A 25,777-nucleotide genomic window follows, 5' to 3' on the forward strand; every position below is an offset into this window, starting at 1 on the left:
ATGCGCCGCCCTTGTGTGCGGGCACGCGCATAAGCCCGTTATCCTGCGTGCTATCCTGATTTTCATGGAGACGCCCAACGAGCCCAAGGAAACCCTGCCGTCCGCCCTGCACGAGCACGTCGGCACGGTATCCGATTTCTATGCCCGGCATGAAGAAAAAGCCACGGCCGGACAACGCCTGTTCGAAAATATCAGCCTCATCCTCGGCACCCCGGCCTATGTCGGCGCCAACCTGGTGGGCGCCGTCTTGTGGATGGGCTGGAATTTGGTGGCGCCTGGACTGGGCTTCGACCAGTGGGACGAGCCGCCCTTCTTCTGGCTGCAGGGATTCATTGCCCTGAATGCCTTCGTCATCTCTACCGCCGTGCTGATTCGCCAGAATCGCATGTCCTCCCTCGCCAACCAGCACGCCCACCTCGATTTGCAGGTCAATCTGCTGGCGGAAGAAAAGAGCAGCAAGATCATCGGGATGCTGGAAGAACTGCGCCGCGACCTGCCCAATGTCCGCAACAAGGTCGACCACGAGGCCGAAGAGCTGTCCAGGCCGACCGATACCGAAGCGGTCCTGTCCATCATCGAAGAGTCGGGCGCCCAGCTCAACTGCGAACGCAAATAATCGACTGCGCAGGTTCCTTGATCGGCCTTCAGGACGAACCGCGCCTGATGTCGCCTCTGATATTACCAACTCTCATCAATAGCGACTGAATCAACGTGAATTTTATGTAACACCTGTTATTACTCATCTATCAGATAACAAGATCCCTATATTTAGCTTGATCTGCACAGTTTTCCACTCAGAACGTGCACCTCGGGGCCCGCCTGCGTTTTGCTTCAAATAGTGCATATAGTTGAGCTATTGTTCGACTACTCCTTTTAATTTGTCGATTATTTTCATTCATGCAGGCGTGACGATTTTCATCATTGGTAACTCTTTGTGAACTTTGTTAAATCCACGGGGCGTGAAAACTCCGGTGACGAAGAGTCACCGAGTGCAAAGCGCTGGATGGTCTACAACGAAGGGAAACGGAAAAAGCGGACGTAAAAAAACGCGGCGTCCAGGTCGGAGGCCGCGTCAAACGGAAAGCGTGGGAATCAGGAATGCCTGGCCAGCGAGGACTTCGGCGGGCGCGGACGCACGGCCAGCATGGCGGCGCGGCCAATGCCGACGAGCAGCGGACGGAAGACCATCGCAACCCCACCGAATAGCGCCAGCCCTGCGGCACTACGGACGACCTGGCCGACAGGAACGGTAGCAAGGACGCCGACAACGGCGGCGCCGGCGGACTGGATCAGGGTGAGCGTGGTAGACATGGCGACAATATAGTGCGATGCAACATATAAATCTAATTCCGTTCACTGATGACGCTTATGCATTCTGTGAATAGTTGAGGTACACTTGTGGGCACTATCCGCATTGCCATTACACCGTCCCATGAGCTTTCTCACGCTTGACCTGAACCTGCTGCGCGTCTTCGACGCAGTGATGACCGAGCAAAACCTCACCCGCGCGGCCGGCCACCTGGCCATGACCCAGCCCGCCGTCTCGAATGCGATCAAGCGCCTGCGCGAAAGCCTCGGGGATGAACTCCTGATCCGTACCGCCTATGGCGTCAAGCCGACCCCGCGCGCCGAAGCTCTGTGGCCGGCCGTGCGCCAGGCGCTGGCGGCGCTGGAAGCGGCCGTGATGCCGGAAACCTTCGACGTGTCGAAGGCGCAGGCAACCTTCCGGATGGCGATGGCCGATGCAACCGCCGCCCTGTGGCTGCCGTCACTGATGCGCTCGATCGAACGCGAAGCGCCGGGCGTGAACATCCGCATGGTGCCGCTGACCACGCGCGAACCGCGGCCGATGCTGCTGCGCGGCGATATCGACCTGGCAGTCGGCTTCTTCCCCGGCGTGGCGGCGCAGCTGTCCTATGAGACCGGCTCGCCGATCCGCCACGAGCGCCTGTATTCGGGGGTGTATGTGTGCGTGATGCGCAAGGATCATCCGCTGGCCAAGGAAAAGCTCGACCTCGATACCTACTGCAAGGCGAATCATCTGCTGGTGAGTTTTTCGGGCCGCGCCCACGGGCTGGTCGATGAAGCGCTGGCGCAGATTGGTCGCGAGCGCCGCATCCTGCTGACGGTGAACCAGTTCTTCACGGCAGGGCGGGTAGTGGCGAATTCGGATTTGATTACCGTGCTGCCGAAGCACTTGATCGCATCGACCGGCTCGACCGATGCCCTGATCTGGCGCGAGCTGCCCTTCCAGCTGCCGGCCGTGCACCTGGACATGCTCTGGCACGAACGCGACGGCCGCAGCCATGCGCACCGCTGGCTGCGCACCAACCTGGAAAGCATGGCGGAGACCGCGGCGCCGAAGAGCGGGTCGCGCAAGGTGGAGTAATCGGGTTGTTCGTAGGGTGGTCGGCTTCGCCGACCGCGCGTTCAGCCAGCAATAGAATGGCCGCGCCAGTATTGAATACGTGATTTGAACGCGCGGTCGGCAGAGCCGACCACCCTACCAGGTCGGCAGAGCGTGATCTGGTCCACTGGACCAGATCACGCCTACCTGATCGGCAACTTGGTCGTGTTCTTGACTTCTTCCATCACCGCATAGGTGTGCGTCTCGCGCACGCCTTTCTGCAGCAGGGTCTTGCCCAGGAATTCGCGGTAGGCCGCCATGTCCTTCACGCGCGCTTTCACCAGGTAGTCGAAGCCGCCGGCCACCATGTGGCATTCCAGCACTTCCGGGATCATTTGCACGCTTTGTTTGAAGGCGTCGAATACTTCGGGAGTGGTACGATCGAGTACCACTTCAATGAACACCAGCAGCGACACGTCCAGCAGCTGCGGGTTGAGCTGGGCCGTATAGCCCATGATGTAGCCCGACTCGTGGAGCTTGCGCACGCGCTCCAGGCAAGCGGCAGGAGAAAGGTTCACACGGGCGGCCAGCTCGACGTTGCTGATGCGCCCGTCGTTTTGCAGCTCCGCCAGAATTTTCTTGCTGATCTTGTCGAGCATGGTCATCTCCTGCCATGTAAATATTATTTGGTCAGATTGTCGCACCAAAAACTATCTATTGCTAGTCTGTCTTAAAAACAGAATTAATCCAGAAGATTTCCTTCTACAATCGATCATTCCACCGAATCATCGGTCGACTCCCGGAACCGCGCCGGCTGCATGTTGAGCAGCACGGCGTTTTTTGCTGGGCGGTCGACCACACCCGTTTCCTTTTTTAAAGAATCAGCCATGCAGATTGCCGCCACCCCGGCCACCACCTTTGTTCCTTTCGACGCCCTCCAGGCTGAGGTCAAGCACGACCAGGCCCCGCTGCGCGCCGCCATCACCGCGGCCTACCGCCGCGACGAGCCTGAAGCCGTGCAGTGGCTGCTGGCGCAGGGCGCCAGCGCCAACGGCGATGCCCACATGCTGGCCCACCGCCTGGTCTCGAGCGTGCGTGAAAAGCGCACCCGGTCGTCGGGCGTGGACGCGCTGATGCATGAGTTCTCGCTGTCGTCGGAAGAAGGCGTGGCGCTGATGTGCCTGGCCGAAGCGCTGCTGCGCATCCCGGACAGCGCAACCGCCGACCGCCTGATCGCCGACAAGATCAGCCGCGGCGACTGGCGCAAGCACCTGGGCGAATCGCCTTCGCTGTTCGTCAACGCGGCCACCTGGGGCCTGCTCATCACCGGCAAGCTGGTCTCGACCAACAGCGAAAAGAACCTGGGCTCGGCGCTCACACGCCTCATCGCCAAGGGCGGCGAACCCTTGATTCGCAAGGGCGTCGACATGGCCATGCGCATGCTGGGCAACCAGTTCGTCACCGGCCAGACCATCGTTGAGGCGCTGAAGAACAGCCGCGAGAACGAAACCCGCGGCTACCGCTATTCCTACGACATGCTGGGCGAAGCGGCGCTGACCGAAAGCGATGCGAAGAACTACTACGCCTCGTACGAAACCGCGATCCACGCGATCGGCCGCGCCTCGAACGGCCGCGGCATCAAGGATGGCCCGGGCATCTCGATCAAGCTGTCGGCGCTGCACCCGCGCTACAGCCGCTCGCAGCATGCGCGCATGATGGACGAACTCCTGCCGCGCGTGCGCAGCCTGGTGCTGCTGGCGAAGAGCTATAACATCGGCATCAATATCGATGCGGAAGAAGCCGACCGCCTCGAGATCTCGCTCGACATGCTGGAAGTGCTGGCTTTTGACCCGGAGCTGAAAGGCTTCGAGGGCATCGGCCTGGTGGTGCAGGCTTACCAGAAGCGCTGCCCCTTCGTGATCGACTACCTGGTCGACCTGGCCAAGAGGAGCGGCCAGAAATTCATGGTGCGCCTGGTGAAGGGCGCCTACTGGGATGCCGAGATCAAGCGCGCACAGGTCGAAGGCATGCCGGGCTATCCGGTGTACACGCGCAAGGTGTATACCGACGTGTCGTATCTCACCTGCGCGCGCAAACTGCTCGCAGCCGCCGACATCCTGTACCCGCAGTTCGCGACCCACAACGCGCATTCGCTGGCGGTGATCTACACCTGGGCCAAGGCCGATGGCGTCAGCAACTACGAATTCCAGTGCCTGCACGGCATGGGCGAGACCCTGTACGACCAGGTAGTCGGCAAGGACAAGCTGGACAAGGCCTGCCGCATTTATGCGCCGGTCGGTTCGCACGAAACCCTGCTGGCCTACCTGGTGCGCCGCCTGCTGGAAAACGGCGCCAACTCCTCGTTCGTGAACCAGATCGTGGACGAAAGCGTCGCCATCGACTCGCTGCTGGCCGACCCGTTCGAGCAGGCCCGCGCCGCGGGCGGCAAGCCGCACCCGGCGATCGCCCTGCCGCTGCAGATGTTCGGCGCCGAGCGCGCGAATTCCGCGGGCCTGGACCTGGTCAACGAAAACACGCTGCGCATCGTCGCCGACGGCCTGGCCCAACAGCGCCAGCACGTCGCGGCGCCCTTGATCGCTGGCCCGGTGGAAGCAGGCGAACATGCCGACATCATCAACCCGGCACAATCGAGCGATATCGTCGGACGGGTAGCCGAGGCTTCGCGCACCGACGTCGAGACGGCGCTGGCCGCGGCTGCCGCCTTCGCCGGCGAGTGGGAAACCACCCCGGTGGAAAGCCGCGCCGCCATGCTCGAGCGCACCGCCGATTTGTTCGAACAGAACGGGCTGGAGCTGATGGCGCTGGCCGTGCGCGAAGCCGGCAAGTCGCTGCCGAACGCGATCGCCGAACTGCGCGAAGCGGTCGACTTCCTGCGCTACTACGCCGTGCAGGTGCGCGACTCGAAAGCGGATGGCGCGCTGGGTCCCGTGACTTGCATCAGCCCGTGGAACTTCCCGCTGGCGATCTTTACCGGCCAGGTAGCAGCAGCGCTGGCAGCCGGTAACGTGGTGCTGGCCAAGCCCGCCGAACAGACCCCCTTGATCGCGCACCGCGCGGTAGAACTGTTCCATGAAGCCGGCTTCCCGCGCGCGGCGATCCAGCTGCTGCCGGGCCGCGGCGAAGTGGTCGGGGCAGCCCTGACCGCGGATGCGCGTGTAAAAGGCGTGATCTTCACCGGCTCCACCGAAGTGGCGCAGCTGATCAACCGCACCCTGGCCAAGCGTGCCGAAATCGAGGGCAGCGACATCCCGCTGGTGGCCGAAACCGGTGGCCAGAATGCGCTAATCGTCGATTCGTCGGCACTGCCGGAGCAAGTGGTCTCGGACGTGCTGTCCTCGGCCTTCGATAGTGCCGGCCAGCGCTGCTCGGCGCTGCGCGTGCTGTTCCTGCAGGAAGACATCGCCGACAAGACCATCAAGATGCTCAAGGGCGCCATGCTGGAACTGCGCGTGGGCAGCCCGGACCGCCTGGCCACCGACATCGGCCCGGTGATCGATGCCGAAGCCCAGCGCAACCTGCTGGCCCACATCGAGCGCATGCGCGCCACCGCGCGCAGCCACTTCGCGCTTGAACTCCCAAGCAGCTTGCTGGAGGCCGGCACCTTCGTGCCGCCGACCGTGCTGGAAATCGGCTCGCTGGCGGAACTCAAGCATGAAGTGTTCGGCCCGGTGCTGCACATCGTGCGCTATCGCCGCGCCGACCTGGGGAAGGTGATCGACACCATCAACGCCACCGGCTACGGCCTGACCCTCGGCGTGCATTCGCGGATCGACGAGACCATCGACCTCATCGTTAAGCAGGCGCACGTGGGCAACATCTACGTCAACCGCAACATCGTCGGCGCCGTGGTGGGCGTGCAGCCCTTTGGCGGCGAAGGCAAGTCCGGCACCGGCCCGAAGGCCGGCGGCCCGCTCTACCTCAAGCGCCTGCAGCGCAATGCCGCGCCGCTGATGGAGCACAGCCGCGCCTTCGATGCAGGCCTGGAAGCGCTGCTCGGCTGGCTGCGCACGAATGGCCAGAACCGCGACACCATGGCGCTGGCCGAAGGCTATGGCCGCAGCGCCCTCACCGGCGTCGAGATGGTGCTGCCGGGTCCGACCGGCGAGCGCAATACGCTGGCGTTTACTTCGCGCGGCACCGTGCTGTGCGCGCCAAGCACGGCCTCCGGCCTGCTCAACCAGGTGGCCGCAAGCCTGGCCACCGGTAACCGCGCGCTGGTGCTGGCAGCGCCAGGACTGATCCCGGCCAACCTGCCGACGCTGGTGAAAGAGCGCGTGCGCTTCATCGGCATGGACGAAATCGATGCGGGCGAATTCCAGGTGGCGCTGGTGGAAGCCGGCCTGGCCGGTCCGCTGCGCGCGAAACTGGCGGCACGCACGGGCGCAATCGTCGGCATCGTCGACACGAGCGCCGCGGCGCCGGTGGCCCTGTGGCGCCTGGTGGCCGAGCGCGCGGTCTGCGTCAACACGACTGCGGCTGGGGGCAACGCAAGCCTGATGACGCTGGGGGTGTGATTATGTAGGGTGGGCGGCTTCGCCGCCCGCGCGGTGATGGTTAACGGCTCCGATCTCGCGCGCGGCGATCTTGCTGCTAACTATCACCGCGCGGGCGGGAGACCCGCCCACCCTACGGGATTGAGGTGTAATCTTTGCAGTAGCCGTAGCTGGAGACAATTCTTATAAATTGGAGGCAGACATGCTAGTAGGCGTACCAAAGGAGATCAAGAACCACGAGTACCGGGTCGGGCTCACGCCGCCGTCGGTGCGCGAGCTGACCTTACGCGGGGTCGACGTCATCGTGCAGCAGGGCGCCGGCGAGCAGATCGGGCTGTCGGACGCGCAGTACGTGGCGGCCGGCGCCACCATGGTCGCCACGGCCAAGGAGATCTTCGGCCGCGCCGACATGGTGGTCAAGGTCAAGGAACCGCAGCCGGTCGAGTGCGCGATGCTGCGCGAAGGGCAGATCCTCTACACCTACCTGCACCTGGCACCCGATCCCGAGCAAACTGCCGCGCTGGTGAAATCCGGCGCGGTCTGCATCGCCTATGAAACCATCACCGGTACGGGCGGCGGCTTGCCGCTGCTGGCGCCGATGAGCGAAGTGGCCGGCCGCATGTCGATCCAGGCCGGCGCCGCCCACCTCGAGAAATCCAAGGGCGGCATGGGCCTGCTGCTGGGCGGCGTGCCGGGCGTGGCGCCTGGCCACGTGGTCATCATCGGCGCCGGCGTGGTCGGCACCAATGCGCTGCAGATGGCCGTCGGTACCGGTGCGCGCGTAACGGTGCTGGATAAAAACGTCGACCGCCTGCGCCAGCTCGATCTCGTCTACGGCAACCGCATCGCCACGGTCTATTCCAACGCCCACTCGATCGAGGAAGCGGTTCTATCCGCCGACCTGGTGATCGGCGGCGTGCTGGTGCCGGGCGCCGCGGCGCCCAAGCTGGTCACCCGCGACATGATCTCGCGCATGAAGAAGGGCGCGGTGGTGGTGGACGTGGCGATCGACCAGGGCGGCTGCTTCGAGACCTCGCATGCGACCACCCATGCCGACCCGACGTTTGTCGTCGATGGCGTGATCCACTACTGCGTGGCGAACATGCCGGGTGCGGTGGCGCGCACCTCGACCTTCGCGCTGAACAACGCCACCATCGGCCACGCCGTGGCACTGGCCACCAAGGGCTGGCGCCAGGCGCTGTCGGACGATGTCCATCTGCGCAATGGCCTGAACGTCTGCCAGGGAAAAGTGACTTACCAGGCCGTTGCCCGCGACCTGGGCTACGACTTCGTGCCGGCCGAATCGCTGCTGGGCTAGCGTACCGAGGTACCCAAATCCCGGCAAACGCGCCGGGTGATGTGGAAAGCATACTGCGCGGCCACCGATTTCACGAAGCGCATGAAATCGATGGCCGCGTTTTCATTGGCGTTGTCGGAAATCGTGCGGATCACCGCGCAGGGCACGCCCAGCTCATGGCACACCTGCGCCACCGCGGCGCCTTCCATTTCCACCGCCACCAGCCCTGGCAGGGCCGCGTTGAGCCCTGCCAGGTGCGCACGGTCGGTCATGAACTGGTCGCCGCTCGCCACCAGGCCACGGTGCACGCGCGGCTGCAGCAGGCCGAATGCACGGCGTTCGCCCTCGCCCACCGCGTCCAGGAAATCCTGCTCCAAAAAATCGTGGGCGGCGCGCGAGAGGCGCATCGACAGCTGCGGGTCGGGCTGGAAGTGGCTCAGGCCCGTCAGCGGCACCTCGAAACGCGGAAACAGCGGGCTGGCATCCAGGTCGTGCTGGACCAGGGCTTCGGCCACCACGATATCCCCGACCTGAACGGTTTTATCCCCGGCGCCGGCCACCCCGGTGAACAGGATGTGGGTAACTCCGAACTTTTCCACAAGGGTGGTGGCGGTCATGGCCGCCGCAACCTTCCCAATTCGCGACAAAACGCACACAGCGTCGATTTCCCATAGCTGCCCAAGGGTGTAGGCACGTTTTCCGTGGATGAGCGTGGCGGGGCCTCTCATGGCCTCCACGAGCCCCTGCTGTTCTTCCGCCAGCGCGCTGATGATCCCTAACCGCATATTTTTCTACCGTGATTGCCGGGTCACGATGATAACCGGCGCGCGCAGCCCAGTCGCAAAAGCCCGGGCTGCTGCACCGAACAACGCTTACTGCACCGTCAGCGCCACGTCATCGACCAGGAAGGTCGTCTGCAGCGACGAATCCTCGGCCGCGGCGAAGAAGACTTGCACCGTCTGGCCCTTGTAGGCCGTCAGGTCGACCGTCCTTTGCACGTAGCCGGTGCCCTTGTTCAGGTTCGAATAGGTGGCCGGCGTGGCCAGGACGGTGCCGCCGCTGCTGCGCACCTGCAGCTTGAGCGTGTCGAAGGCGGAGGTGGTGGTCGTTTCCGCCGACCCGACCTGCAGCCAGAACGACAGCGTCGCGCTGGCGGCACTCGAAGGAATGGCGACCTGCTGGTAAAGGTTGTCGGTGCGCGTCGCGCCGGTGCCGGCAAATTTCGCTTCCCAGCTGCCGGTGCGTGGCGCCGTGGCAGCGGCGTTGTTGATGATGCCGCTGCCGCCGCTCCAGGACACCGCACCCGACTCGAAGCCCGGGTTGGCCAGCAGCTGGGTGCCGCCGGTACCGCCGCCGTTGGTGATGCTGAACGCCGCCGCGCTCGAGGTGGCGACATTGCCGGCCGCGTCATAGGCCTTGGCCGTCAGGGTATGCGCGCCGTTCGACAGCGTGGTCGAATTGAGCGTCATCGAGTAGGGCGCGGCGGTGTCGGTCCCTGTCAGCAGGTTATCCACATAGAACTCGACCTTGGTGACGCCGACGTTGTCGCTGGCAGTGGCCGACAGCGTGATCGTGCCGCTGCTGCCGGACTCGCTGGCGCTGACTGTCGGCGCGACGGTGTCGCCGGATCCTGCCGCCTGCGTGACCCAGATTGGCGCCGACCACAGGATCTTGCCGTCGCTCTGGGTGATCTTCGCATAGTAGAAATGCTCGCCCAGGCTTGGGGTGATGGTCGTATTCGCGCTGGTCGACAACTGGGTCACTGTGCCGTTGCGCTTGGGGACGCCCTCGAAAATCGCCACCGACGACACGGTCTTGCCCGAGGTGTTGGCGAAGTTCGCCACCAGGGTCAAAGGGCCGCTGTTGGTGATGCGCTCGCCCATCACGCGGCCATTCGCCGTAAGTACCAGCTGCGACGTCTTGTCCATGGTCGCGAACACGCGCCGTGCGCGCAGCGCGTCGACGAAGCTGGCGTTGGTCAGCGCTGTGCCGGTCGGGATCAGGACACCGGTACGGTTGGTGTAGGAAGCGCCCCAGTTGGCGCAATGGTTGTCCTGGTTGGTGGTGAAGGCAATATGAAAGCCCGCTTCGAGCGCTTTCTTGCAGGCGCTTTCATAGGTACTGCGGCCGGTTTCGGATTCCGTGGTGTTGGTCGAGAAGGCAGAAGTGTTCATCACTTCGCACAGCGCCATCGCCTCGTCGCCGTCGGCGGTATAGCCCAGCGCCACGCCGTTCACGAGGAACTGGCCGCTGGTCTCGGGGTGGTTGAACTGGCCGATGTAGCCGCGGTTTTTCATCAAGGTGTACAGCGCCGCGTAGTCGGTCTTGGCGGTAAAGGCGTCGCCCAGCAGCTGGTTGCTGGCGTTGTATTCCCATTGCAGCAGCTCGGTGCTGTTCAGGATATTCAGGTGGCCGCCATTGTTGATCACGCCCCATTCCAGGCCATACACGGCGAGGAAGTTCGGGTTGGCCAGGTTGAAGTCCGCGGCCGCTTTCAGGCCGGCCGCATACAGCGCCTTGGCAGTGGCCGGACTGGCCGCCGTGTTGGTCGAGCTCGAGCCGTCGTACATGTGGTTGTGCTCCGACGCCATCAGGATGTCGAGGCCCCGGTTCTTCGCATAGGTGAACGCGTCGGTCGGGCCGAAGGCGCCGGCTTGCGGACTCTCCGAACTGGTGCAGGACGCCAGTGCGCCGCCGCCATCGCTGTGATTGGTCTGGCTGTGCAGGTTGGCGTAGTAGACGGTGTAGGGCAGCGAGGCGGTGGCCGGCACCGATGCGGGCGACACGGTTCCCGGGATCGCCTGGGTGCTGCCTGATTTTGCAGCAGCAGGCGACGCGGATTCCTTGCCGGCGCCGGTCGGCAGCGGCTGAAAGGCCGGCATCGGTACGGCGCCGGCATCGCCCACGACGATGTCCCAGCTTTGTTCGATGCGGTGGCCGCTGTCGTTCCTGGCGTCGAGGATGGCGCCGATCTCTGCGCCGGACAGCTTGCGGTTGGCGCGCCCGTCTTTTTCCTTGGCCACCGCGATCATCCGCACCTGGTAGATGCCGTCGCGCAGGGCAGGGTCGCCCGCACGTCCGGCCCAGTTCACCTTGACGTCCACTGCCTTTTTCGACAGCAGCTCGCTGCCTTGCCAGCGTTCGATGATGCGCTGCGCCGGATCCACCAATTCGAGGCGCCAGGCGATGTCGTGGGCCTGTTCGACGAAGGGATAGCTGAACTTGAGCGCAAATGTGCGCCCTTCCTGGGCAGATACCGCTGCGTTGTAGGGCGCATGCAGGGTGGCTTCGAACTCGCGGTGATCCGCTTCCGAAGCAAAACCTGCCTGGCTGATGCCAAGCGCCAGGACCAACGGCAGCAACTTCAAGGTGTGAATACGACGCATGTTTGAGTCCCCTCGTTTCTCTTTGTTATGAAAAAGTACAAACTTTGACAACAATGCATGACACATTGATGACAAACAAGCACTTTTTATTGGGAACTCAACAGTTGTTGTCAATACGCTGAAACCAAGGTGCAGACGACGACGAGTCCGTGCCGTTGACGTAATCCGTGCGCAAGGCAACTTTGACCAGCCCCTGCGGCTCGCCAGAGGACGACCAGGCGATGAACTGTGCATAAGCTCCGGGTTGTTCACACAGTGTTTGCATTTCCGGGGGGTGGTCATCGCGATCGGCTGGCCACAAGGCCATGCGCAGCACAGCCAGCCGGGTTGTTCGATGGATATACACCGTTTGATCGAGCTCATGGATCGCCTTTTCACAGGAGATGAGCCCCCGTTTTGCCTGTCTTACCGGTGGAAGGAGTGGCAAGTCCACGTCTGGGTTTTCCCAAAGCGGTGTTTCAGGGTTTTAGTTAACTAAGATGTATATATAAAACTAGTAATAGTTAGTAAACGTGAGCTCTTCTGTTGATAAGTCGCGTTTACTCCACAAAATCAAGCACTTGCGCCTTCATTTGGGTGCGGGACAAAGCTTGTGCGCAGATTGAACGGATGGTGGACAGATTTTGAGTCAGTCGAGAATTGTCCTGTTCTGCACATCTGCTCCTGTGGATATACATCGACTTACCCACAGACGCGTCATCGATATTCAGGCTAAAAACCGGTTTTGCAGCCTGGTGGATGTCCAGCATGACGGCGTTGTGGGCCGGGTTGGCGGCTTGGTGGAGTCATCAGGGTTCGGCTGTTCTGGTTTGCCAGGCTTCGATCGCGTCATGTCATCACGTTTCAGTCCTTGCCGAACTTCGCGATCAACGAGCCGGTCGTGCCGGCGATGGCGAACCTGGTTCTGGTTGTTGAACGAATACGCCTGCAAGCCTTTGGGCTTCCGGATGTTTAGCGCTTGTGAGCGCTGAATTCCGGAAAGTTGTTGGGTTTATTGTTTTAGTTAACTAGGTTGTATACAAAATAGTAGTAATAGTAAACGCCAACTTATTTGTGGATAAGCCCGGTTTTTTCCACAGCATCAAGCACTTACAACCGTTTCAAGTTGCTGTACAAGCAGTGTTTGTAAACTGTAGGGAAGTTGGACAGATTTCAGTCCAGGCTGTTTTACGAGCTGTTCTACACATTCGATCCTGTGGATATCCCAACTGTTTTCCACAGGTGCTTGCAGACCGTTTTTAAAAAAAAGCGTGCAGACGGTTTTGGAAGAAGGGACGAGGCGAGTTGAAGCGTCGTCGTTTGACGCGTCCGGCTTGTCGGATCGACACGACGCGACCAAGAAAAAAAAGTTTTAAAAGTTTTTAAAGGTTTACAAGTTAAGTAGATATACAAAATAGTAGTAATAGTTAACGGCAGCCCTGTTCTGTGGAGAAGCCAGTTAAGGCGTGAAGAATCAAGCGCTTACAGAAGGTATAAGGCGGTGCACGGCTTGCATGTGCAAACGGTCCAAACATTGGACAACAATTTGGGATCGCCAAAACACCTCGGTTCTGCACAAACCGTACCTGTGGATATCAAGAACCTTATCCACAGATGGGCTCTGGACATCCGTTTACGTTCTGGTAAGCTTGCCTCAACGAATCGCAAACGGAGGGGTGATGGAGCTTGCTGCGCTGTGTCGACTGCCCCTGCCAGGCTTGCCTGGTAACGGCGAGGCATGTCCATGTGCGAACGGCACCAGGGTCGGCCTCGTGGCCGGCTTGCGGGGACAGTAGCCAGTGGAATCGGTTGGCGAGTACGACTACATCATCGTCGGGGCTGGCACATCGGGCTGCGTCCTGGCCAACCGCCTGAGCCGCAACCGCGAGATCAATGTCTTGCTGCTCGAAGCGGGCGGCAAGGACGATTACCTGTGGATCCACATCCCGGTCGGCTACCTGCATTGCATCGGCAATCCGCGCACCGACTGGCTGTTCCGCACCGAAGCCGAGGCGGGATTGAACGGCCGCTCGCTCATCTATCCGCGGGGGAAAGTGCTGGGCGGCAGCTCGTCGATCAACGGCATGATCTACATGCGGGGCCAGCCGCTCGACTATGAGCGCTGGGCCGAAGAAACAGGCGACGATAGCTGGCGCTGGGACAAGGTATTGCCGCTGTTCCGGCGCAGCGAAGACCACTATGCCGGGGCCAGCGAACTGCATGGCGCCGGCGGCGAATGGCGGGTGGAACAGCAGCGGCTCTCGTGGAAGATCCTGGATGCCTTCCGCGAAGCAGCAGCAGAGACCGGCATCCCGAAAATCGGCGACCTGAATGCCGGCCTGGGCGAGGGCTCTGCCTATTTCGAGGTCAACCAGCGCCGCGGCATCCGCCTGAATACGGCCAAGGCGTTCCTCAGGCCGGCAGCGCACCGTCCGAACCTGACGATCATGACCGGCTGCCACGTCGAACGTTTGCTGTTTGCCGAAACGCCGCAAGGCACGGTCTGCACCGGCGTGCAATTTACCGGTGGCGGCCAGGCTTTATATGCCAGCGCGCAGCGGGAAACCCTGCTCGCAGCAGGGGCGGTCGGTTCGCCGCAGATCCTGCAGTTGTCCGGCATCGGCGCAGCTGGGGAACTCCAGCGCCACGGGATCGTACCGGTGGCGGACCTGCCCGGCGTCGGCGCCAACCTGCAAGACCACCTGCAACTGCGGATGATTTTCAAGGTGCAGGGCGTCACTACCCTGAATACGCTCGCCACTAACTGGTTCGGCAAGACCCTGATCGGGCTCGAATACGCCTTGTTCCAGAGCGGGCCGATGTCGATGGCGCCTTCCCAGCTTGGCGCGTTTGCCAAATCGTCGCCACACCAGCCTGCACCCGACCTGCAATTCCACGTCCAGCCGCTGTCGCTCGACAAATTCGGCGACCCGCTGCACCGCTTCCCGGCCTTTACGGCCAGCGTCTGCAACCTGCAGCCGACTTCGCGCGGCCATGTGCGAATTGCGTCAAGCGACAGTTATGCGGCGCCGAAGATTACGCCTAACTACCTGAGTACCGAGCTTGATCGCAAGACCGCCGCCGCGGCGCTGGCGCTGACGCGCCGCATCGTGGCCGCACCGGCGCTCTCTGGCTACCAGCCCCAGGAATTCATGCCGGGGCCGCAATACCAGACCGAGGAAGAACTCGCCCAGGCGGCAGGGCTGGTCGGCACCACGATTTTCCATCCGGTCGGCACTTGCCGCATGGGGCGGAGCGACGATCCGATGGCGGTGGTCGACAGCCGCCTGCGGGTGCGCGGTGTGAAAAACCTGCGCGTGGTCGATGCGTCGATCATGCCTTTCATTACCTCGGGAAATACGAATTCACCGACGATCATGATCGCGGAAAAGGCAGCGCAAGACATCCTGGCCCAACACGAGGCAGCCACCTGAATAAGTTCCCGGTTGTGCAAACTTGCACAACCGGGGTGCGCCAATACGGCAGATTCGCACCGGATCCAGCAGCGCGGCTGTATTGTGGCAACCGGGTCTTGTATGTATTATTTGGCAAGCTACTCTCGCGCACTTCCTGTCGTTTACAGCACCACGGGTCTGGAGATTCAATGGCGGATGTCATCCTGGAGACAAGGCAACTCACCAAGGAGTTCAAGGGATTCACTGCCGTCAGCGACGTCGACCTGCAAGTCGAGCGCGGCCACATCCACGCCCTGATCGGCCCGAACGGCGCCGGCAAGACTACCTGCTTCAACCTGCTCACCAAATTCCTGGTCCCTACCAGAGGGCAGATCCTGTTCAACGGGCGCGACATCACGGCCGCCCGGCCGGCCCAGATCGCCCGCATGGGCATCATCCGCTCGTTCCAGATTTCCGCCGTCTTCCCGCACATGACGGTGCTGGAGAACGTGCGCATCGGCCTGCAGCGCCAGCTCGGCACCAGTTACCACTTCTGGCGCAGCACGCAGTCCCTGGGCCAACTCGACGAACGGGCGCTGGCGCTACTGGCCGAAGTCGGCCTGGAAAGCTTCGCCACCACCTTGAGCTCAGACCTGCCCTACGGCCGCAAGCGCGCCCTGGAAATCGCCACCACCCTGGCGATGGAACCGGAACTGATGCTGCTGGACGAGCCGACCCAGGGGATGGGCCATGAAGATGTCCACAGAGTCACCGAACTGATTAAAAAAGTCTCGGCTGGGCGCACCATCCTGATGGTCGAGCACAACATGAATGTGGTCGCCGGCATCTGCGACCGGATCTCGGTCCTGCAGCGCGGCGCGGTTCTGGCCGAGGGGACGTATGCCGAGGTGGCGCGCAATCCGCAGGTGATGGAAGCCTATATGGGCACGTCCGATGCGGGCCTGGAAGGAGCGCACCCGTGACCGCCGCCCTCGAGATCGCGAACCTGCACGCCTGGTATGGCGAATCCCACATCCTGCACGGGATCAGCTTGAGCGTGGAAGCGGGTGAAGTCGTCACCCTGCTGGGCCGTAATGGCGCCGGGCGCACCACCACGCTGCGCGCCATCCTGGGCCTGACCGGCCGCCGCACCGGCTCGATCAAGGTGAACGGCGTCGAAGCGATCGGCCTGCCGACCCACAAGATCGCCCACCTCGGCATTGGCTACTGCCCCGAGGAGCGCGGCATCTTCGCCTCGCTGTCGGCCGAGGAAAACCTGATGCTGCCGCCACAACTGCAGGGGGCAGGGGCAGGCATGACGGTTGACGAGATCTACGCGATGTTCCCCAATTTGTACGAGCGCCGCAACAGCCAGGGCACGCGCCTGTCGGGCGGCGAGCAGCAGATGCTGGCGGTCGCGCGCATCCTGCGCACGGGCGCGCGCCTGCTGCTGCTGGACGAGATTTCCGAAGGGCTGGCTCCGGTGATCGTGCAAAGCCTGGCGCGCATGATCACGGCGCTCAAGGCCAAGGGCTACACGATCGTCATGGTCGAGCAGAATTTCCGCTTCGCGGCGCCGCTGGCGGACCGCTTTTATGTGATCGAACACGGGCAGGTGGTGGAAACCATCGCCGCCGCAGAACTCAACAGCAGGATGCCGGTGCTCACCGAGCTGCTCGGCGTGTAAACAACCGCACTACGCATGTGTATAACCACAACGGAGACAACATGAAACGTACCGCCATCGCCTTTGCCACCGCTGCCAGCCTCGGCCTGTCCATGTCCACCGCGGCACAGGCACCGGCCGCCGCCATCTCGGGCGACGTCATCAAGATCGGCTTCATCACGGACCTTTCCGGCGTCTATTCCGACGTCGACGGCAATGGCGGCGCGGAAGCGATCCGCATGGCGATCGCCGATATGGGCGGCGCCATCAACGGCAAGAAGATCCAGCTGGTCGTGGCCGACCACCAGAACAAGCCGGACATCGCCGCCTCGAAGGCGCGCGAATGGTTCGACCAGCAGGGCGTAGACCTCCTGGTCGGCGGTACCAATTCCGGCGCCAGCCTGGCCATGGCCAAGGTCGCCGCGGAAAAGAAAAAGGTCTTCATCGCGATCGGTTCCGGCACCGCGCAATTGACCAACGAACAGTGCACGCCCTACACCGTCCATTACGCCTACGACACGGTGGCGCTGGCGCGCGGCACCGGCTCGACCATGCTCAAGCAGGGCGGCAAGTCCTGGTATTTCCTGACCGCCGACTATGCCTTTGGCCAGTCGCTCGAGAAGGACACCGCCGATGTCGTCAAGGCCGGCGGCGGCACCGTGCTGGGCAGCGTCAAGCACCCGCTCTCGGCCTCGGACTTCTCGTCCTTCCTGCTGCAGGCGCAATCGTCCAAGGCGCAGGTGCTGGGCATGGCCAATGCCGGCGGCGACCTGATCAACGCAGTGAAGGCCGCCAACGAGTTCGGCCTGAACAAGAAGATGAAGATCGCCGGCCTGCTGGTGTTCATCAACGATATCCACACCCTGGGCCTGAACACGACCCAGGGCATGTATTTCACCGAAGGCTGGTACTGGGACCGCACGCCCGAGTCGCGCGCCTGGGCCAAGCGCTATTTCGCCAAGATGAAGAAGCAGCCGTCGATGCTGCAGGCCGGCGACTACTCGGCCGCGATGCAGTACCTGGGCGCGGTCAAGGCGACCGGCACCGACAACGCCGACAAGGTCATGGCCCACCTGAAGAAAACCCCGGTCAACGACATGTTCGCCAAGAACGGCATCATCCGCCCGGACGGGCGCATGGTCTACGACATGTACCTGATGCAGGTGAAAACGCCTCAGGAATCGAAGGGCGCCTGGGACTACTACAAGGTCGCGGCTACCATCCCGGGCGACCAGGCGTATACAAAGAAGGCGGAGAGCAAGTGCGCGTTGTGGAAGTAATAGTCCTCCGCAAATAGACAGCCTTGATTCTTTGAATTAGCTGAAAAACCGTCGTACCCGCCACTGGCGGCTCCGACTTCCGGCGAAGGCCGGAACCAATTTTGTGTGCACATTGGCTGCGCAACGAACTTGGGCACCGGCCTTCGCCGGTGCGACGGTCTCACTTTCAGCGGCAAGTTCATTCATGCAGACCCTGGCGCGTTCGCGAAACGCGCCATCCCAGACTCGAGCCCATGGAAATCTTCGGCATCCCCCACCAAGCCCTGCTGAGCCAGCTCCTCCTCGGCCTGGTCAACGGCTCCTTCTACGCCATGCTCTCGCTCGGCCTGGCCGTGATCTTCGGCCTGCTCAACGTCATCAACTTTTCCCACGGCGCGCTGTACATGGTCGGCGCCTTCACCGCCTATATCGGCGTCACCAGCTTCGGCCTGAACTACTGGGCCATGTTGCTGCTGGCGCCGCTCCTGGTCGGCCTGCTCGGCATCCTGATCGAGCGCTCCATGCTGCGCTGGCTGTACAAGCTCGACCACCTGTACGGCCTGCTGCTGACCTTCGGCATCACGCTGCTGCTGGAAGGGACCTTCCGCTCCTTCTTCGGGGTGTCCGGCCAGACGCTCGACGTGCCGGAACAGCTCGCCGGGGCCACCGACCTCGGCTTCATGATCCTGCCGAACTACCGCGCCTGGGTGGTGGCCGCCTCCCTCATCGTCTGCCTGTCCACCTGGTTCGTCATCGAAAAGACCCGCCTCGGCGCCTACCTGCGCGCCGGCACCGAGAACCCGAAACTGGTCGAAGCCTTTGGCATCAACGTGCCGCTGATGGTCACGCTCACCTACGGCTTCGGCGTGGCGCTGGCCGGTTTCGCGGGCGTACTGGCGGCGCCCGTCATCAATGTCACGCCGCTGATGGGCTCGAACCTGATCATCGTCGTGTTCGCCGTGGTCGTGATCGGCGGCATGGGCTCGATCCTCGGCTCCATCCTCACCGGGCTGGCGCTGGGCGTCATCGAAGGGTTGACGCGCGTGCTCTATCCGGAAGGCTCGGAAGTCGTCGTGTTCGTCGTGATGGTGATCGTCCTGCTGCTGCGTCCGGCGGGATTGTTTGGCAAGGAGAAATAATGAACAAGAAAATCGGCTACCTGCTCGCGCTGGCGCTGTTCCTCGCGGCGCCCTTTTTCGCCTATCCGGTCTTCCTGATGAAGCTGCTGTGCTTTGCCTTGTTCGCCTGCGCCTTCAACCTCCTGATTGGTTTTACCGGCCTGCTGTCTTTCGGCCATGCCGCTTTTTTCGGCAGCGCGGGCTATGTGACGGGACACCTGCTGACGGTGCTGGGCCTGCCGACCGAGCTCGGCATCGTGCTCGGGGTGGCGGCATCTAGCCTGCTGGGGCTGGTGATCGGCGCACTCGCCATCCGCCGCCAGGGCATCTATTTTTCGATGATCACGCTGGCGCTGGCCCAGATGGTGTATTTCGCCGCGCTGCGCTCGCCGCTGACGCATGGCGAGGATGGCCTGCAGGGCGTGCCGCGCGGGCACTTGTTCGGGCTGCTCGACCTCTCCAGCGACCTGGCGATGTACTTCGTGGTGCTGGCGATTGCCGTCGCCGGCTTTGCGCTGATCGTGCGGATCGTGCATTCGCCGTTTGGGCAGGTGCTCAAGGCAATCAAGGAGAACGAGCCGCGCGCCATTTCGCTCGGTTACGACGTCGACCGCTACAAGCTGCTGGCCTTCGTGCTGTCGGCGGGGCTGGCAGGGCTCGCAGGAGCCACCAAAACGGTCGTGCTGGGCTTTGAAACCCTGACCGACGTCCACTGGACCATGTCGGGCCTGGTCATCCTGATGACCCTTGTAGGCGGCATGGGAACGATGGCCGGGCCGATCCTCGGCGCCTTCCTGGTGATCGCGCTCGAAAACAAGCTCGGCGACCTTGGCGCATGGCTGGCGGAGAAGCTCGGCATCGCGTGGTTCGCCACCCTGGGTGACTCGGTCGGCATGGTCATCGGCCTGATCTTCATTATCTGTGTTCTATTGTTCCGCCGTGGTATTGTTGGGGAGATAGGTGCGCTGGTGGAGCGTGGCCGCAAACTGGCGGCCTAGGCTGGCCTGAGGCAGGCGCACCGGGCACCCGGAGCGAGCATGTTGGAATCCCATTTCGTCGATGTACACGGCCTGCGCAAGCATTACGTCAGCGCAGGACACGGACCTGCCGTCATCCTGCTGCACGGCTTTCCCGATACCCACGCCATCTGGCGCCACCAGATCCCGGCCCTGGCCGCCGGCGGCATGCGCGTGATCGCGCCGGACCTGCGCGGCTACGGCCTGACCGATGCGCCGCCGGGCACCGGCGCCTATGCCATCGAATTCCTGTGCGCCGACATCCTCGGCCTGATGGACAAGCTGGGCCTGGACAAGGTTTCGCTGGTCGGCCACGACTGGGGCGGACTGGTCGGCTGGCAGCTATGCATGAATGCGCCGCAGCGCTTCGAGCGCTTCGTGGCCCTGTCCACCGGCCATCCGGCGGCGATCGCCAGCGCAGGCGTGGCCCAGCAGATGCGCTTCTGGTACATCCTCGGCTTCCTGATGCCGGTCGCCGGTGAAGCGGCGATCCGGGCCAACGACTGGTTCTTCCTGCGCCAACTAACGAACCGGCCCGAACAACTGGCGTTGTGGCGCGCGGCGCTGGAGTCGGAAGGGCGCCTGACGGCGGCGCTGAATTACTACCGGGCGAACATCAAGCTTGGGCGCCCGCATCACTGGCGTTCGGTCGAAGTGCCGGTGATGGGGGTCTGGAGCGACCGCGATCCGGCGCTGGGCGAAAAACAGATGCTCGATTCCCTCCACCATTGCCGTGCCGGCTTCCGCTACGAAAAGCTGGAGCGGGCAGGGCACTGGATGCAGCTGTCGGCAACCGAACGCCTGAACGCGCTGCTGCTCGATTTCCTGCGCCCTGCTGCTTAATTAAACAGCAGCCTATAAGGCATTAAACATCCTATAAGGCAGCGGCATAGATCGCGTGGGCATCGGCGCGGGTGACCTCCCGCGGGTTGTTGCCGAGCAGCCGGGTCTGCAGCATGGCGTCGTCCGCCAGCCGGTCGAGGTCCGATTCCTTGATGCCCACCTGTCGCAGCGTCGTTTCGATTCCTGTGAGCTTGCCGATTTGTTGCATAGCAGCAATGAGCGCTTCTGCCCGCGCTTCATTACTGCCGCTCGCATCGGGCACCACGATGCCAGCCAGCTCCGCATATAGCGTCGCCGCCTGGGGCAGGTTGAAACGCAACACATGCGGCAGCACCAGCGAGTTGGACAAGCCGTGCGGTACGTGGAAAATCCCGCCGATCGGATAGGCCAGCGCATGGACGGCGGCGACCGGCGCATTCGAAAACGCCTGGCCGGCCAGGCAGGCCCCCAGCAGCATGGCCTGGCGCGCTTCCAGGGCGGTGCCGTGTGTGCATGCGCGGACCAGGTTGTTTGATAACAGCGACAGGGCTTCGCGCGCCAGCGCATCGGACAGCGGGTTCTTCTTGTGCTTGCTGGTATAGGCTTCGATCGCATGCACCATCGCATCGATACCCGTGGCCGCAGTGACCAGCGGCGGCAGCCCCAGCGTCAAGGCCGCATCGAGGATTGCCAGGTCCGCATACAGCTGCGGCGCGACCACGCCCATCTTGGTGGTGGCGCCGGTGGTGACGATGGCGATATTCGTGACTTCCGATCCTGTACCCGCCGTGGTCGGCACCTGCACCAGCGGCAGCCGTTGCCCATTTATCTTGCCGATGCCATAGATCTCGCCGAGCGGCTGCTCCGACGGCGCCAGCACTGCCACCAGCTTGGCCACGTCCATCGAACTGCCGCCGCCAAAACCGATTACAAGATCGGCGGCGATGCGCCGTGCTGTATCGACCGCATCCATCACGATGGCTTCTGGCGGATCCGCTACGACGCCGGAAAACACGGCGACCGTCATGCCCGCTTGTTCCAGGCTGAGTTGGGGACGCTCGAGCAGTCCGGTGCGCACGAAGCCCGCATCGGTGACGATCAGGATACGGCGTGCAGCCGGGAAGCGTTCTGCGATCACGTCGCCAAGGCGGCCGGTGACCCCGGGTTCGGACAGGATGGTGGCTACGGTGCTGAAGGCGAAAGCGGTCATGCGGTGTCTCCTGATTGTTATCACGCCAGCTTAACCCATCCGCAAGCGGCCGTGGCAAGCTGTCCATGCGCTGTCGGCAAGCGCTGCCGTACAATGCAGCCTCTGCATTCCTTTCACTTTTCCCATGATTGATTTTGTGTGGCTCGGCGCCGCTGCCTTCACCGCCGGGCTGGTCGACGCCGTCGTCGGTGGCGGCGGCCTGATCCAGATTCCTGCCATCTTTTCCCTCCTGCCCAAGGAAGTTCCCGCAACGCTGCTGGGGACGAACAAGTTCGCCAGCATCTTTGGCACCAGCGCCGCGGCAGTCAATTACGCACGCCGGGTGAGGGTGGCCTGGAGCACGGCGGCGCCCGCGGCCATGGCGGCTTTCGTGTTGTCGTTCGCGGGAGCCTGGACCGTCACGCGGGTCCCGGCGGACTTTGTACGTACGCTGCTGCCGATCATCTTGGTTGCGGTAGCCGTCTATACGTTCAAGAAAAAAGACCTGGGCTCGGTTCATGCACCGGTACACAGCGGCCTGGCCGAACGCTACTGGGCCATCGCCATCGGTGCGGCCATCGGCTTCTATGATGGCTTCTTCGGTCCGGGCACTGGCAGCTTCCTGATCTTTCTGTTCGTACGTTTCTTCGGCTTTGATTTCCTGAGTGCGTCGGCTGCAGCGAAGATCGTCAACGTCGCCTGCAATTTTTCGGCGCTGATGTGGTTCGGTTACAGCGGGCACTTGCTGTGGCAATTGGGCCTGATGATGGCGGGCTGCCAGGTGGCAGGGTCCCTGATCGGCACCAGGCTGGCGCTGAAACACGGCAGCGGATTCGTGCGCAAGCTCTTTCTCGTCGTGGTGTCCGTGCTGATCGTGAAAACGGCTTACGATGCTTTTACCAAGATTGGGTGGTGATTGTTCCACGTGAAACAATGAAGCCGGGCTTGCCCGGCTTTTTTTTATCAGCGTCTTAATTTGTTCCACGTGAAACAATCCAGCGGGCCAAACCACGGTCGAGCTAACTGTTCCACGTGAAACAAATCTGTCGTTTTCAGACCCTTAAAGAGTCCTATAAGAAAAAAGAATCTATAATCGCGCATTAGTCTCCTCGCCTCGCTCCCATCATGCTATTTCCAACCCAATTCGACGTCATTGTCGTCGGCGGCGGCCATGCCGGCACCGAAGCTGCACTCGCGTCCGCTCGCACCGGTCAAAAGACCCTGCTGCTGACCCACAACATCGAAACTCTGGGCCAGATGTCCTGCAATCCGTCGATCGGCGGCATCGGCAAGGGCCATCTGGTCAAGGAAGTCGACGCCCTCGGCGGCGCCATGGCCATCGCTACCGATGAGTCGGGCATCCAGTTTCGCATCCTGAACTCGTCCAAGGGCCCGGCTGTGCGCGCTACCCGCGCCCAGGCCGACCGCATCCTGTACAAGGCAGCGATCCGTGCGCGCCTGGAAAACCAGCCGAACTTGTGGTTGTTCCAGCAAGCAGTGGACGATTTGATGGTGGAGGGCGATCGCGTGGTCGGCGCCGTCACCCAGGTCGGCGTGCAGTTTCGCGCCCGCGCGGTGGTGCTGACCGCCGGTACCTTCCTGGACGGGAAGATCCACGTCGGCCTGCAAAGCTATTCTGGTGGCCGCGCCGGCGATCCGCCGGCGATGTCGCTGTCGAGCCGTTTGAAAGAACTGAAGCTGCCGCAAGGGCGCCTGAAGACCGGCACGCCGCCGCGCATCGATGGCCGCAGCATCGATTTCTCGGTGCTGTCCGAACAGCCGGGCGACCTCGATCCGGTGCCGGTGTTCTCGGTCATGGGCAATGCCGCCATGCACCCGCGCCAGGTGCCGTGCTGGGTGACGCACACCAACGAGCAGACCCACGACATCATTCGCGCCGGTCTCGACCGCAGCCCGATGTACACCGGCGTGATCGAAGGCGTGGGACCGCGCTATTGCCCGTCGATTGAAGACAAGATCCACCGCTTCGCCACCAAGGAATCGCACCAGATCTTCCTGGAGCCGGAAGGACTCACGACCCATGAGTTCTACCCGAACGGGATCTCGACCAGCCTGCCGTTCGACGTGCAGCTGGCCTTGGTGCGCTCGATGAAGGGCATGGAAAACGCCTTCATCCTGCGCCCGGGCTATGCAATCGAATACGATTATTTCGACCCGCGCGGCCTGAAGGCTTCGCTCGAGACCAAGTCGATCAAGGGCCTGTTCTTCGCCGGCCAGATCAACGGCACCACCGGCTACGAAGAAGCGGCGGCCCAGGGCTTGCTGGCTGGCCTGAATGCGGCGCTGCAGACCAAGGAGCAGGACGCTTGGACGCCGGGCCGTTCGGAAGCCTACCTCGGCGTGCTGGTCGACGACCTGACCACCCAGGGTGTGGCCGAGCCCTACCGTATGTTCACCAGCCGCGCGGAATACCGCCTGTCGCTGCGTGAAGACAATGCGGATATGCGCCTGACGGAAATCGGCCGCAAGCTGGGCATCGTGGGCGACGCCCAGTGGGCCGCCTTCGAGACCAAGCGCGAATCCGTCGCCCGGGAACTCGAGCGCCTGCGCTCGACCTGGGTCAACCCGCGCATCCTGGCAGCCGCCGAATCGGAGCGCGTGGTAGGGCAGGCGATCGAGCGCGAATACAACCTGGCCGACCTGCTGCGCCGCCCGGGTGTCCAGTACGACACCCTGATGAGCATGAACGGCATCGAAGGCCAGCCGCTGGCCGGGCCCGGTGTCGAGGATCCGGCGGTGCGGGAGCAAGTCGAAATTCAGCTGAAATACGCGGGCTACATCGACCGCCAGGCCAAAGAAGTGGAACGTCACGACCACTACGAAAACCTGAAATTGCCGGACAACCTGGACTACCTGGACATCGCTGCCCTGTCTTTCGAGGTTCGCCAGAAGCTCGACAAGGCGCGCCCGGAAACGCTGGGCCAGGCCTCGCGCATTTCGGGCGTGACCCCGGCGGCGATCTCGCTGCTGCTGGTGCACCTGAAAAAACGCGGCGCCAAGGGCTTTAGCACGACAACCACGAACAACGGCACGGAGCTGGCTGAATGAAGTATTTTGACCGCGCCGCACTGGCGCAGGTACTAAGCCAGGGCATCGACGAGATGCAACTCGGCGTGACCCAGGCGCAGCAGGAACAGCTGCTCGATTACCTGGCGCTGATGAATAAATGGAACGGCATTTATAACCTGACCTCGCTGCGCGACCCGATGCAGATGGTCACGCACCACCTGCTCGATTCACTGGCGGCAGTGCCGGCATTCGCAGACGCACGCAATGTGCTGGATGTCGGGGCGGGCGGCGGCTTGCCGGGCATCGTGCTGGCCATCTGCCGGCCCGACATGCGAGTGTCGATGATCGACACCGTGCACAAGAAAACCGCCTTCCTCAAGCAGGTCAAGGCGGAGCTGGAACTGGCCAACGTCACCGTATACACGATGAAGGTGCAGGAACTTGCCGTGAGCGAAAAATTCGACGTGATTACCTCGCGCGCTTTTGCAGACCTGTCGGATTTCCTGAACTGGTCGGGACACCTGCTGCTCGACGGCGGGAAATTCATCGCCCTGAAAGGGGTGGCGCCCCCGGAAGAACAGGAGCGCATTCCCGAGGAATGGAAAGTGACCGGCTTGCAGCCATTGCAGGTGCCAAAGCTGGGAGCGGAACGCCACCTAGTTTTCGTCGAGCGCGCGAGCGCCGTTTCAAGCTAAACAGAATAAACCGTATAAATAGTTTATACAGTTTATACAATACGAACCATTAAAATGGTTTGTA

20 protein-coding genes are annotated in these 25,777 nt (G+C 62.5%); 14 read left to right on the forward strand and 6 right to left on the reverse strand.

Annotation, left to right across the window (positions count from 1 at the left end; translation table 11 throughout):
• The first annotated feature begins 64 nt into the window (after nucleotides 1-64).
• Nucleotides 65-616, forward strand: a complete 552-nt coding sequence (locus HGB41_RS18615; protein ID WP_171087224.1) for a DUF1003 domain-containing protein — start codon at nucleotides 65-67, stop codon at nucleotides 614-616.
• Nucleotides 617-1,092: 476 nt separating this feature from the next.
• On the opposite strand, the gene HGB41_RS18620 is transcribed toward HGB41_RS18615, so the two are convergent.
• Nucleotides 1,093-1,311: a hypothetical protein gene (locus HGB41_RS18620; RefSeq protein WP_171087226.1), complete on the reverse strand. Its 219-nt coding sequence runs from the start codon at nucleotides 1,309-1,311 to the stop codon at nucleotides 1,093-1,095.
• 121 nt (nucleotides 1,312-1,432) lie between these two features.
• On the opposite strand from HGB41_RS18620, the gene HGB41_RS18625 reads away from it, so the two are divergent.
• Nucleotides 1,433-2,389 carry a LysR family transcriptional regulator gene (locus HGB41_RS18625; protein WP_171087228.1) on the forward strand — a complete coding sequence of 319 codons (957 nt, stop codon included), beginning with the start codon at nucleotides 1,433-1,435 and terminating at the stop codon, nucleotides 2,387-2,389.
• Between the two features lie 161 nt (nucleotides 2,390-2,550).
• On the opposite strand, the gene HGB41_RS18630 is transcribed toward HGB41_RS18625, so the two are convergent.
• A complete protein-coding gene (locus tag HGB41_RS18630; RefSeq protein ID WP_005664065.1) occupies nucleotides 2,551-3,006 on the reverse strand; it encodes an Lrp/AsnC ligand binding domain-containing protein in 456 nt (151 codons plus the stop codon).
• Nucleotides 3,007-3,234: 228 nt separating this feature from the next.
• On the opposite strand from HGB41_RS18630, the gene putA reads away from it, so the two are divergent.
• Nucleotides 3,235-6,882: a trifunctional transcriptional regulator/proline dehydrogenase/L-glutamate gamma-semialdehyde dehydrogenase gene (gene putA / locus HGB41_RS18635; protein ID WP_171087231.1), complete on the forward strand. Its 3,648-nt coding sequence runs from the start codon at nucleotides 3,235-3,237 to the stop codon at nucleotides 6,880-6,882.
• A 181-nt stretch (nucleotides 6,883-7,063) separates the two neighbouring features.
• Nucleotides 7,064-8,179 (forward strand): alanine dehydrogenase, encoded by a 1,116-nt coding sequence (ald, locus tag HGB41_RS18640; RefSeq protein WP_171087232.1) that lies wholly within the window; start codon nucleotides 7,064-7,066, stop codon nucleotides 8,177-8,179.
• On the opposite strand, the gene HGB41_RS18645 is transcribed toward ald, so the two are convergent.
• The 3 genes from HGB41_RS18645 to HGB41_RS18655 form a co-directional block, all read right to left on the reverse strand.
• Nucleotides 8,176-8,943, reverse strand: a complete 768-nt coding sequence (locus HGB41_RS18645; RefSeq protein ID WP_171087234.1) for a 5'-methylthioadenosine/adenosylhomocysteine nucleosidase — start codon at nucleotides 8,941-8,943, stop codon at nucleotides 8,176-8,178. The two genes, ald and HGB41_RS18645, sit on opposite strands and share 4 nt — an antisense overlap.
• 87 nt (nucleotides 8,944-9,030) lie before the next feature.
• Complete coding sequence (locus HGB41_RS18650) at nucleotides 9,031-11,544, reverse strand: CehA/McbA family metallohydrolase (RefSeq protein ID WP_171087236.1); 2,514 nt, start codon at nucleotides 11,542-11,544, stop codon at nucleotides 9,031-9,033.
• A 97-nt stretch (nucleotides 11,545-11,641) separates the two neighbouring features.
• Nucleotides 11,642-11,977 carry a hypothetical protein gene (locus HGB41_RS18655; protein ID WP_171087238.1) on the reverse strand — a complete coding sequence of 112 codons (336 nt, stop codon included), beginning with the start codon at nucleotides 11,975-11,977 and terminating at the stop codon, nucleotides 11,642-11,644.
• 1,345 nt (nucleotides 11,978-13,322) lie between these two features.
• Between HGB41_RS18655 and HGB41_RS18660 the strand changes: the two genes are divergently transcribed.
• The 7 genes from HGB41_RS18660 (at nucleotide 13,323) to HGB41_RS18690 (ending at nucleotide 20,820) form a co-directional block, all read left to right on the forward strand.
• Nucleotides 13,323-14,957 (forward strand): GMC family oxidoreductase, encoded by a 1,635-nt coding sequence (locus HGB41_RS18660; RefSeq protein ID WP_171087241.1) that lies wholly within the window; start codon nucleotides 13,323-13,325, stop codon nucleotides 14,955-14,957.
• 170 nt (nucleotides 14,958-15,127) lie between these two features.
• Nucleotides 15,128-15,901, forward strand: a complete 774-nt coding sequence (locus HGB41_RS18665) for an ABC transporter ATP-binding protein (protein WP_171087243.1) — start codon at nucleotides 15,128-15,130, stop codon at nucleotides 15,899-15,901.
• Complete coding sequence (locus tag HGB41_RS18670; RefSeq protein ID WP_171087245.1) at nucleotides 15,898-16,605, forward strand: ABC transporter ATP-binding protein; 708 nt, start codon at nucleotides 15,898-15,900, stop codon at nucleotides 16,603-16,605. The genes HGB41_RS18665 and HGB41_RS18670 overlap by 4 nt, the downstream gene beginning before the upstream one ends.
• Before the next feature lie 41 nt (nucleotides 16,606-16,646).
• A complete protein-coding gene (locus HGB41_RS18675) occupies nucleotides 16,647-17,864 on the forward strand; it encodes an ABC transporter substrate-binding protein (RefSeq protein ID WP_171087247.1) in 1,218 nt (405 codons plus the stop codon).
• Between the two features lie 233 nt (nucleotides 17,865-18,097).
• Entirely contained in the window at nucleotides 18,098-18,982 is an 885-nt protein-coding gene (locus HGB41_RS18680; protein ID WP_171087249.1) for a branched-chain amino acid ABC transporter permease, read from the forward strand.
• Complete coding sequence (locus HGB41_RS18685) at nucleotides 18,982-19,959, forward strand: branched-chain amino acid ABC transporter permease (RefSeq protein WP_171087251.1); 978 nt, start codon at nucleotides 18,982-18,984, stop codon at nucleotides 19,957-19,959. The genes HGB41_RS18680 and HGB41_RS18685 overlap by 1 nt, the downstream gene beginning before the upstream one ends.
• A 39-nt stretch (nucleotides 19,960-19,998) precedes the next feature.
• Complete coding sequence (locus tag HGB41_RS18690; protein WP_171087254.1) at nucleotides 19,999-20,820, forward strand: alpha/beta fold hydrolase; 822 nt, start codon at nucleotides 19,999-20,001, stop codon at nucleotides 20,818-20,820.
• 31 nt (nucleotides 20,821-20,851) lie between these two features.
• Here the strand turns inward: HGB41_RS18690 and HGB41_RS18695 are convergent, their stop codons facing one another.
• Entirely contained in the window at nucleotides 20,852-22,009 is a 1,158-nt protein-coding gene (locus HGB41_RS18695) for an iron-containing alcohol dehydrogenase (protein ID WP_171087256.1), read from the reverse strand.
• 124 nt (nucleotides 22,010-22,133) lie between these two features.
• Between HGB41_RS18695 and HGB41_RS18700 the strand changes: the two genes are divergently transcribed.
• The 3 genes from HGB41_RS18700 (at nucleotide 22,134) to rsmG (ending at nucleotide 25,713) form a co-directional block, all read left to right on the forward strand.
• Entirely contained in the window at nucleotides 22,134-22,904 is a 771-nt protein-coding gene (locus HGB41_RS18700; RefSeq protein ID WP_171087258.1) for a sulfite exporter TauE/SafE family protein, read from the forward strand.
• Nucleotides 22,905-23,113: 209 nt separating this feature from the next.
• On the forward strand, nucleotides 23,114-25,057 hold the full coding sequence (mnmG, locus tag HGB41_RS18705) for a tRNA uridine-5-carboxymethylaminomethyl(34) synthesis enzyme MnmG (RefSeq protein ID WP_171087260.1): 1,944 nt from the start codon (nucleotides 23,114-23,116) through the stop codon (nucleotides 25,055-25,057).
• Nucleotides 25,054-25,713, forward strand: coding sequence for a 16S rRNA (guanine(527)-N(7))-methyltransferase RsmG (gene rsmG / locus HGB41_RS18710; RefSeq protein ID WP_171087262.1), 660 nt, complete (start codon nucleotides 25,054-25,056; stop codon nucleotides 25,711-25,713). Before mnmG ends, rsmG begins: the two co-directional genes overlap by 4 nt.
• The last annotated feature ends 64 nt before the right edge of the window (nucleotides 25,714-25,777 follow it).

Source organism: Telluria aromaticivorans (genome assembly GCF_013003915.1).
GTDB classification, from domain to species: domain Bacteria; phylum Pseudomonadota; class Gammaproteobacteria; order Burkholderiales; family Burkholderiaceae_D; genus Telluria; species Telluria aromaticivorans.

Excerpts from the sequence above, each read along its gene's own strand:
- HGB41_RS18615 (WP_171087224.1), top strand. The coding sequence starts at position 65 with ATGGAGACGCCCAACGAGCCCAAGGAAACCCTGCCGTCCGCCCTGCAC.
- HGB41_RS18620 (WP_171087226.1), bottom strand. The coding sequence starts at position 1,311 with ATGTCTACCACGCTCACCCTGATCCAGTCCGCCGGCGCCGCCGTTGTC.
- HGB41_RS18625 (WP_171087228.1), top strand. The coding sequence starts at position 1,433 with ATGAGCTTTCTCACGCTTGACCTGAACCTGCTGCGCGTCTTCGACGCA.
- HGB41_RS18630 (WP_005664065.1), bottom strand. The coding sequence starts at position 3,006 with ATGCTCGACAAGATCAGCAAGAAAATTCTGGCGGAGCTGCAAAACGAC.
- putA (WP_171087231.1), top strand. The coding sequence starts at position 3,235 with ATGCAGATTGCCGCCACCCCGGCCACCACCTTTGTTCCTTTCGACGCC.
- ald (WP_171087232.1), top strand. The coding sequence starts at position 7,064 with ATGCTAGTAGGCGTACCAAAGGAGATCAAGAACCACGAGTACCGGGTC.
- HGB41_RS18645 (WP_171087234.1), bottom strand. The coding sequence starts at position 8,943 with ATGCGGTTAGGGATCATCAGCGCGCTGGCGGAAGAACAGCAGGGGCTC.
- HGB41_RS18650 (WP_171087236.1), bottom strand. The coding sequence starts at position 11,544 with ATGCGTCGTATTCACACCTTGAAGTTGCTGCCGTTGGTCCTGGCGCTT.
- HGB41_RS18665 (WP_171087243.1), top strand. The coding sequence starts at position 15,128 with ATGGCGGATGTCATCCTGGAGACAAGGCAACTCACCAAGGAGTTCAAG.
- HGB41_RS18675 (WP_171087247.1), top strand. The coding sequence starts at position 16,647 with ATGAAACGTACCGCCATCGCCTTTGCCACCGCTGCCAGCCTCGGCCTG.
- HGB41_RS18680 (WP_171087249.1), top strand. The coding sequence starts at position 18,098 with ATGGAAATCTTCGGCATCCCCCACCAAGCCCTGCTGAGCCAGCTCCTC.
- HGB41_RS18685 (WP_171087251.1), top strand. The coding sequence starts at position 18,982 with ATGAACAAGAAAATCGGCTACCTGCTCGCGCTGGCGCTGTTCCTCGCG.
- HGB41_RS18690 (WP_171087254.1), top strand. The coding sequence starts at position 19,999 with ATGTTGGAATCCCATTTCGTCGATGTACACGGCCTGCGCAAGCATTAC.
- HGB41_RS18695 (WP_171087256.1), bottom strand. The coding sequence starts at position 22,009 with ATGACCGCTTTCGCCTTCAGCACCGTAGCCACCATCCTGTCCGAACCC.
- HGB41_RS18700 (WP_171087258.1), top strand. The coding sequence starts at position 22,134 with ATGATTGATTTTGTGTGGCTCGGCGCCGCTGCCTTCACCGCCGGGCTG.
- mnmG (WP_171087260.1), top strand. The coding sequence starts at position 23,114 with ATGCTATTTCCAACCCAATTCGACGTCATTGTCGTCGGCGGCGGCCAT.
- rsmG (WP_171087262.1), top strand. The coding sequence starts at position 25,054 with ATGAAGTATTTTGACCGCGCCGCACTGGCGCAGGTACTAAGCCAGGGC.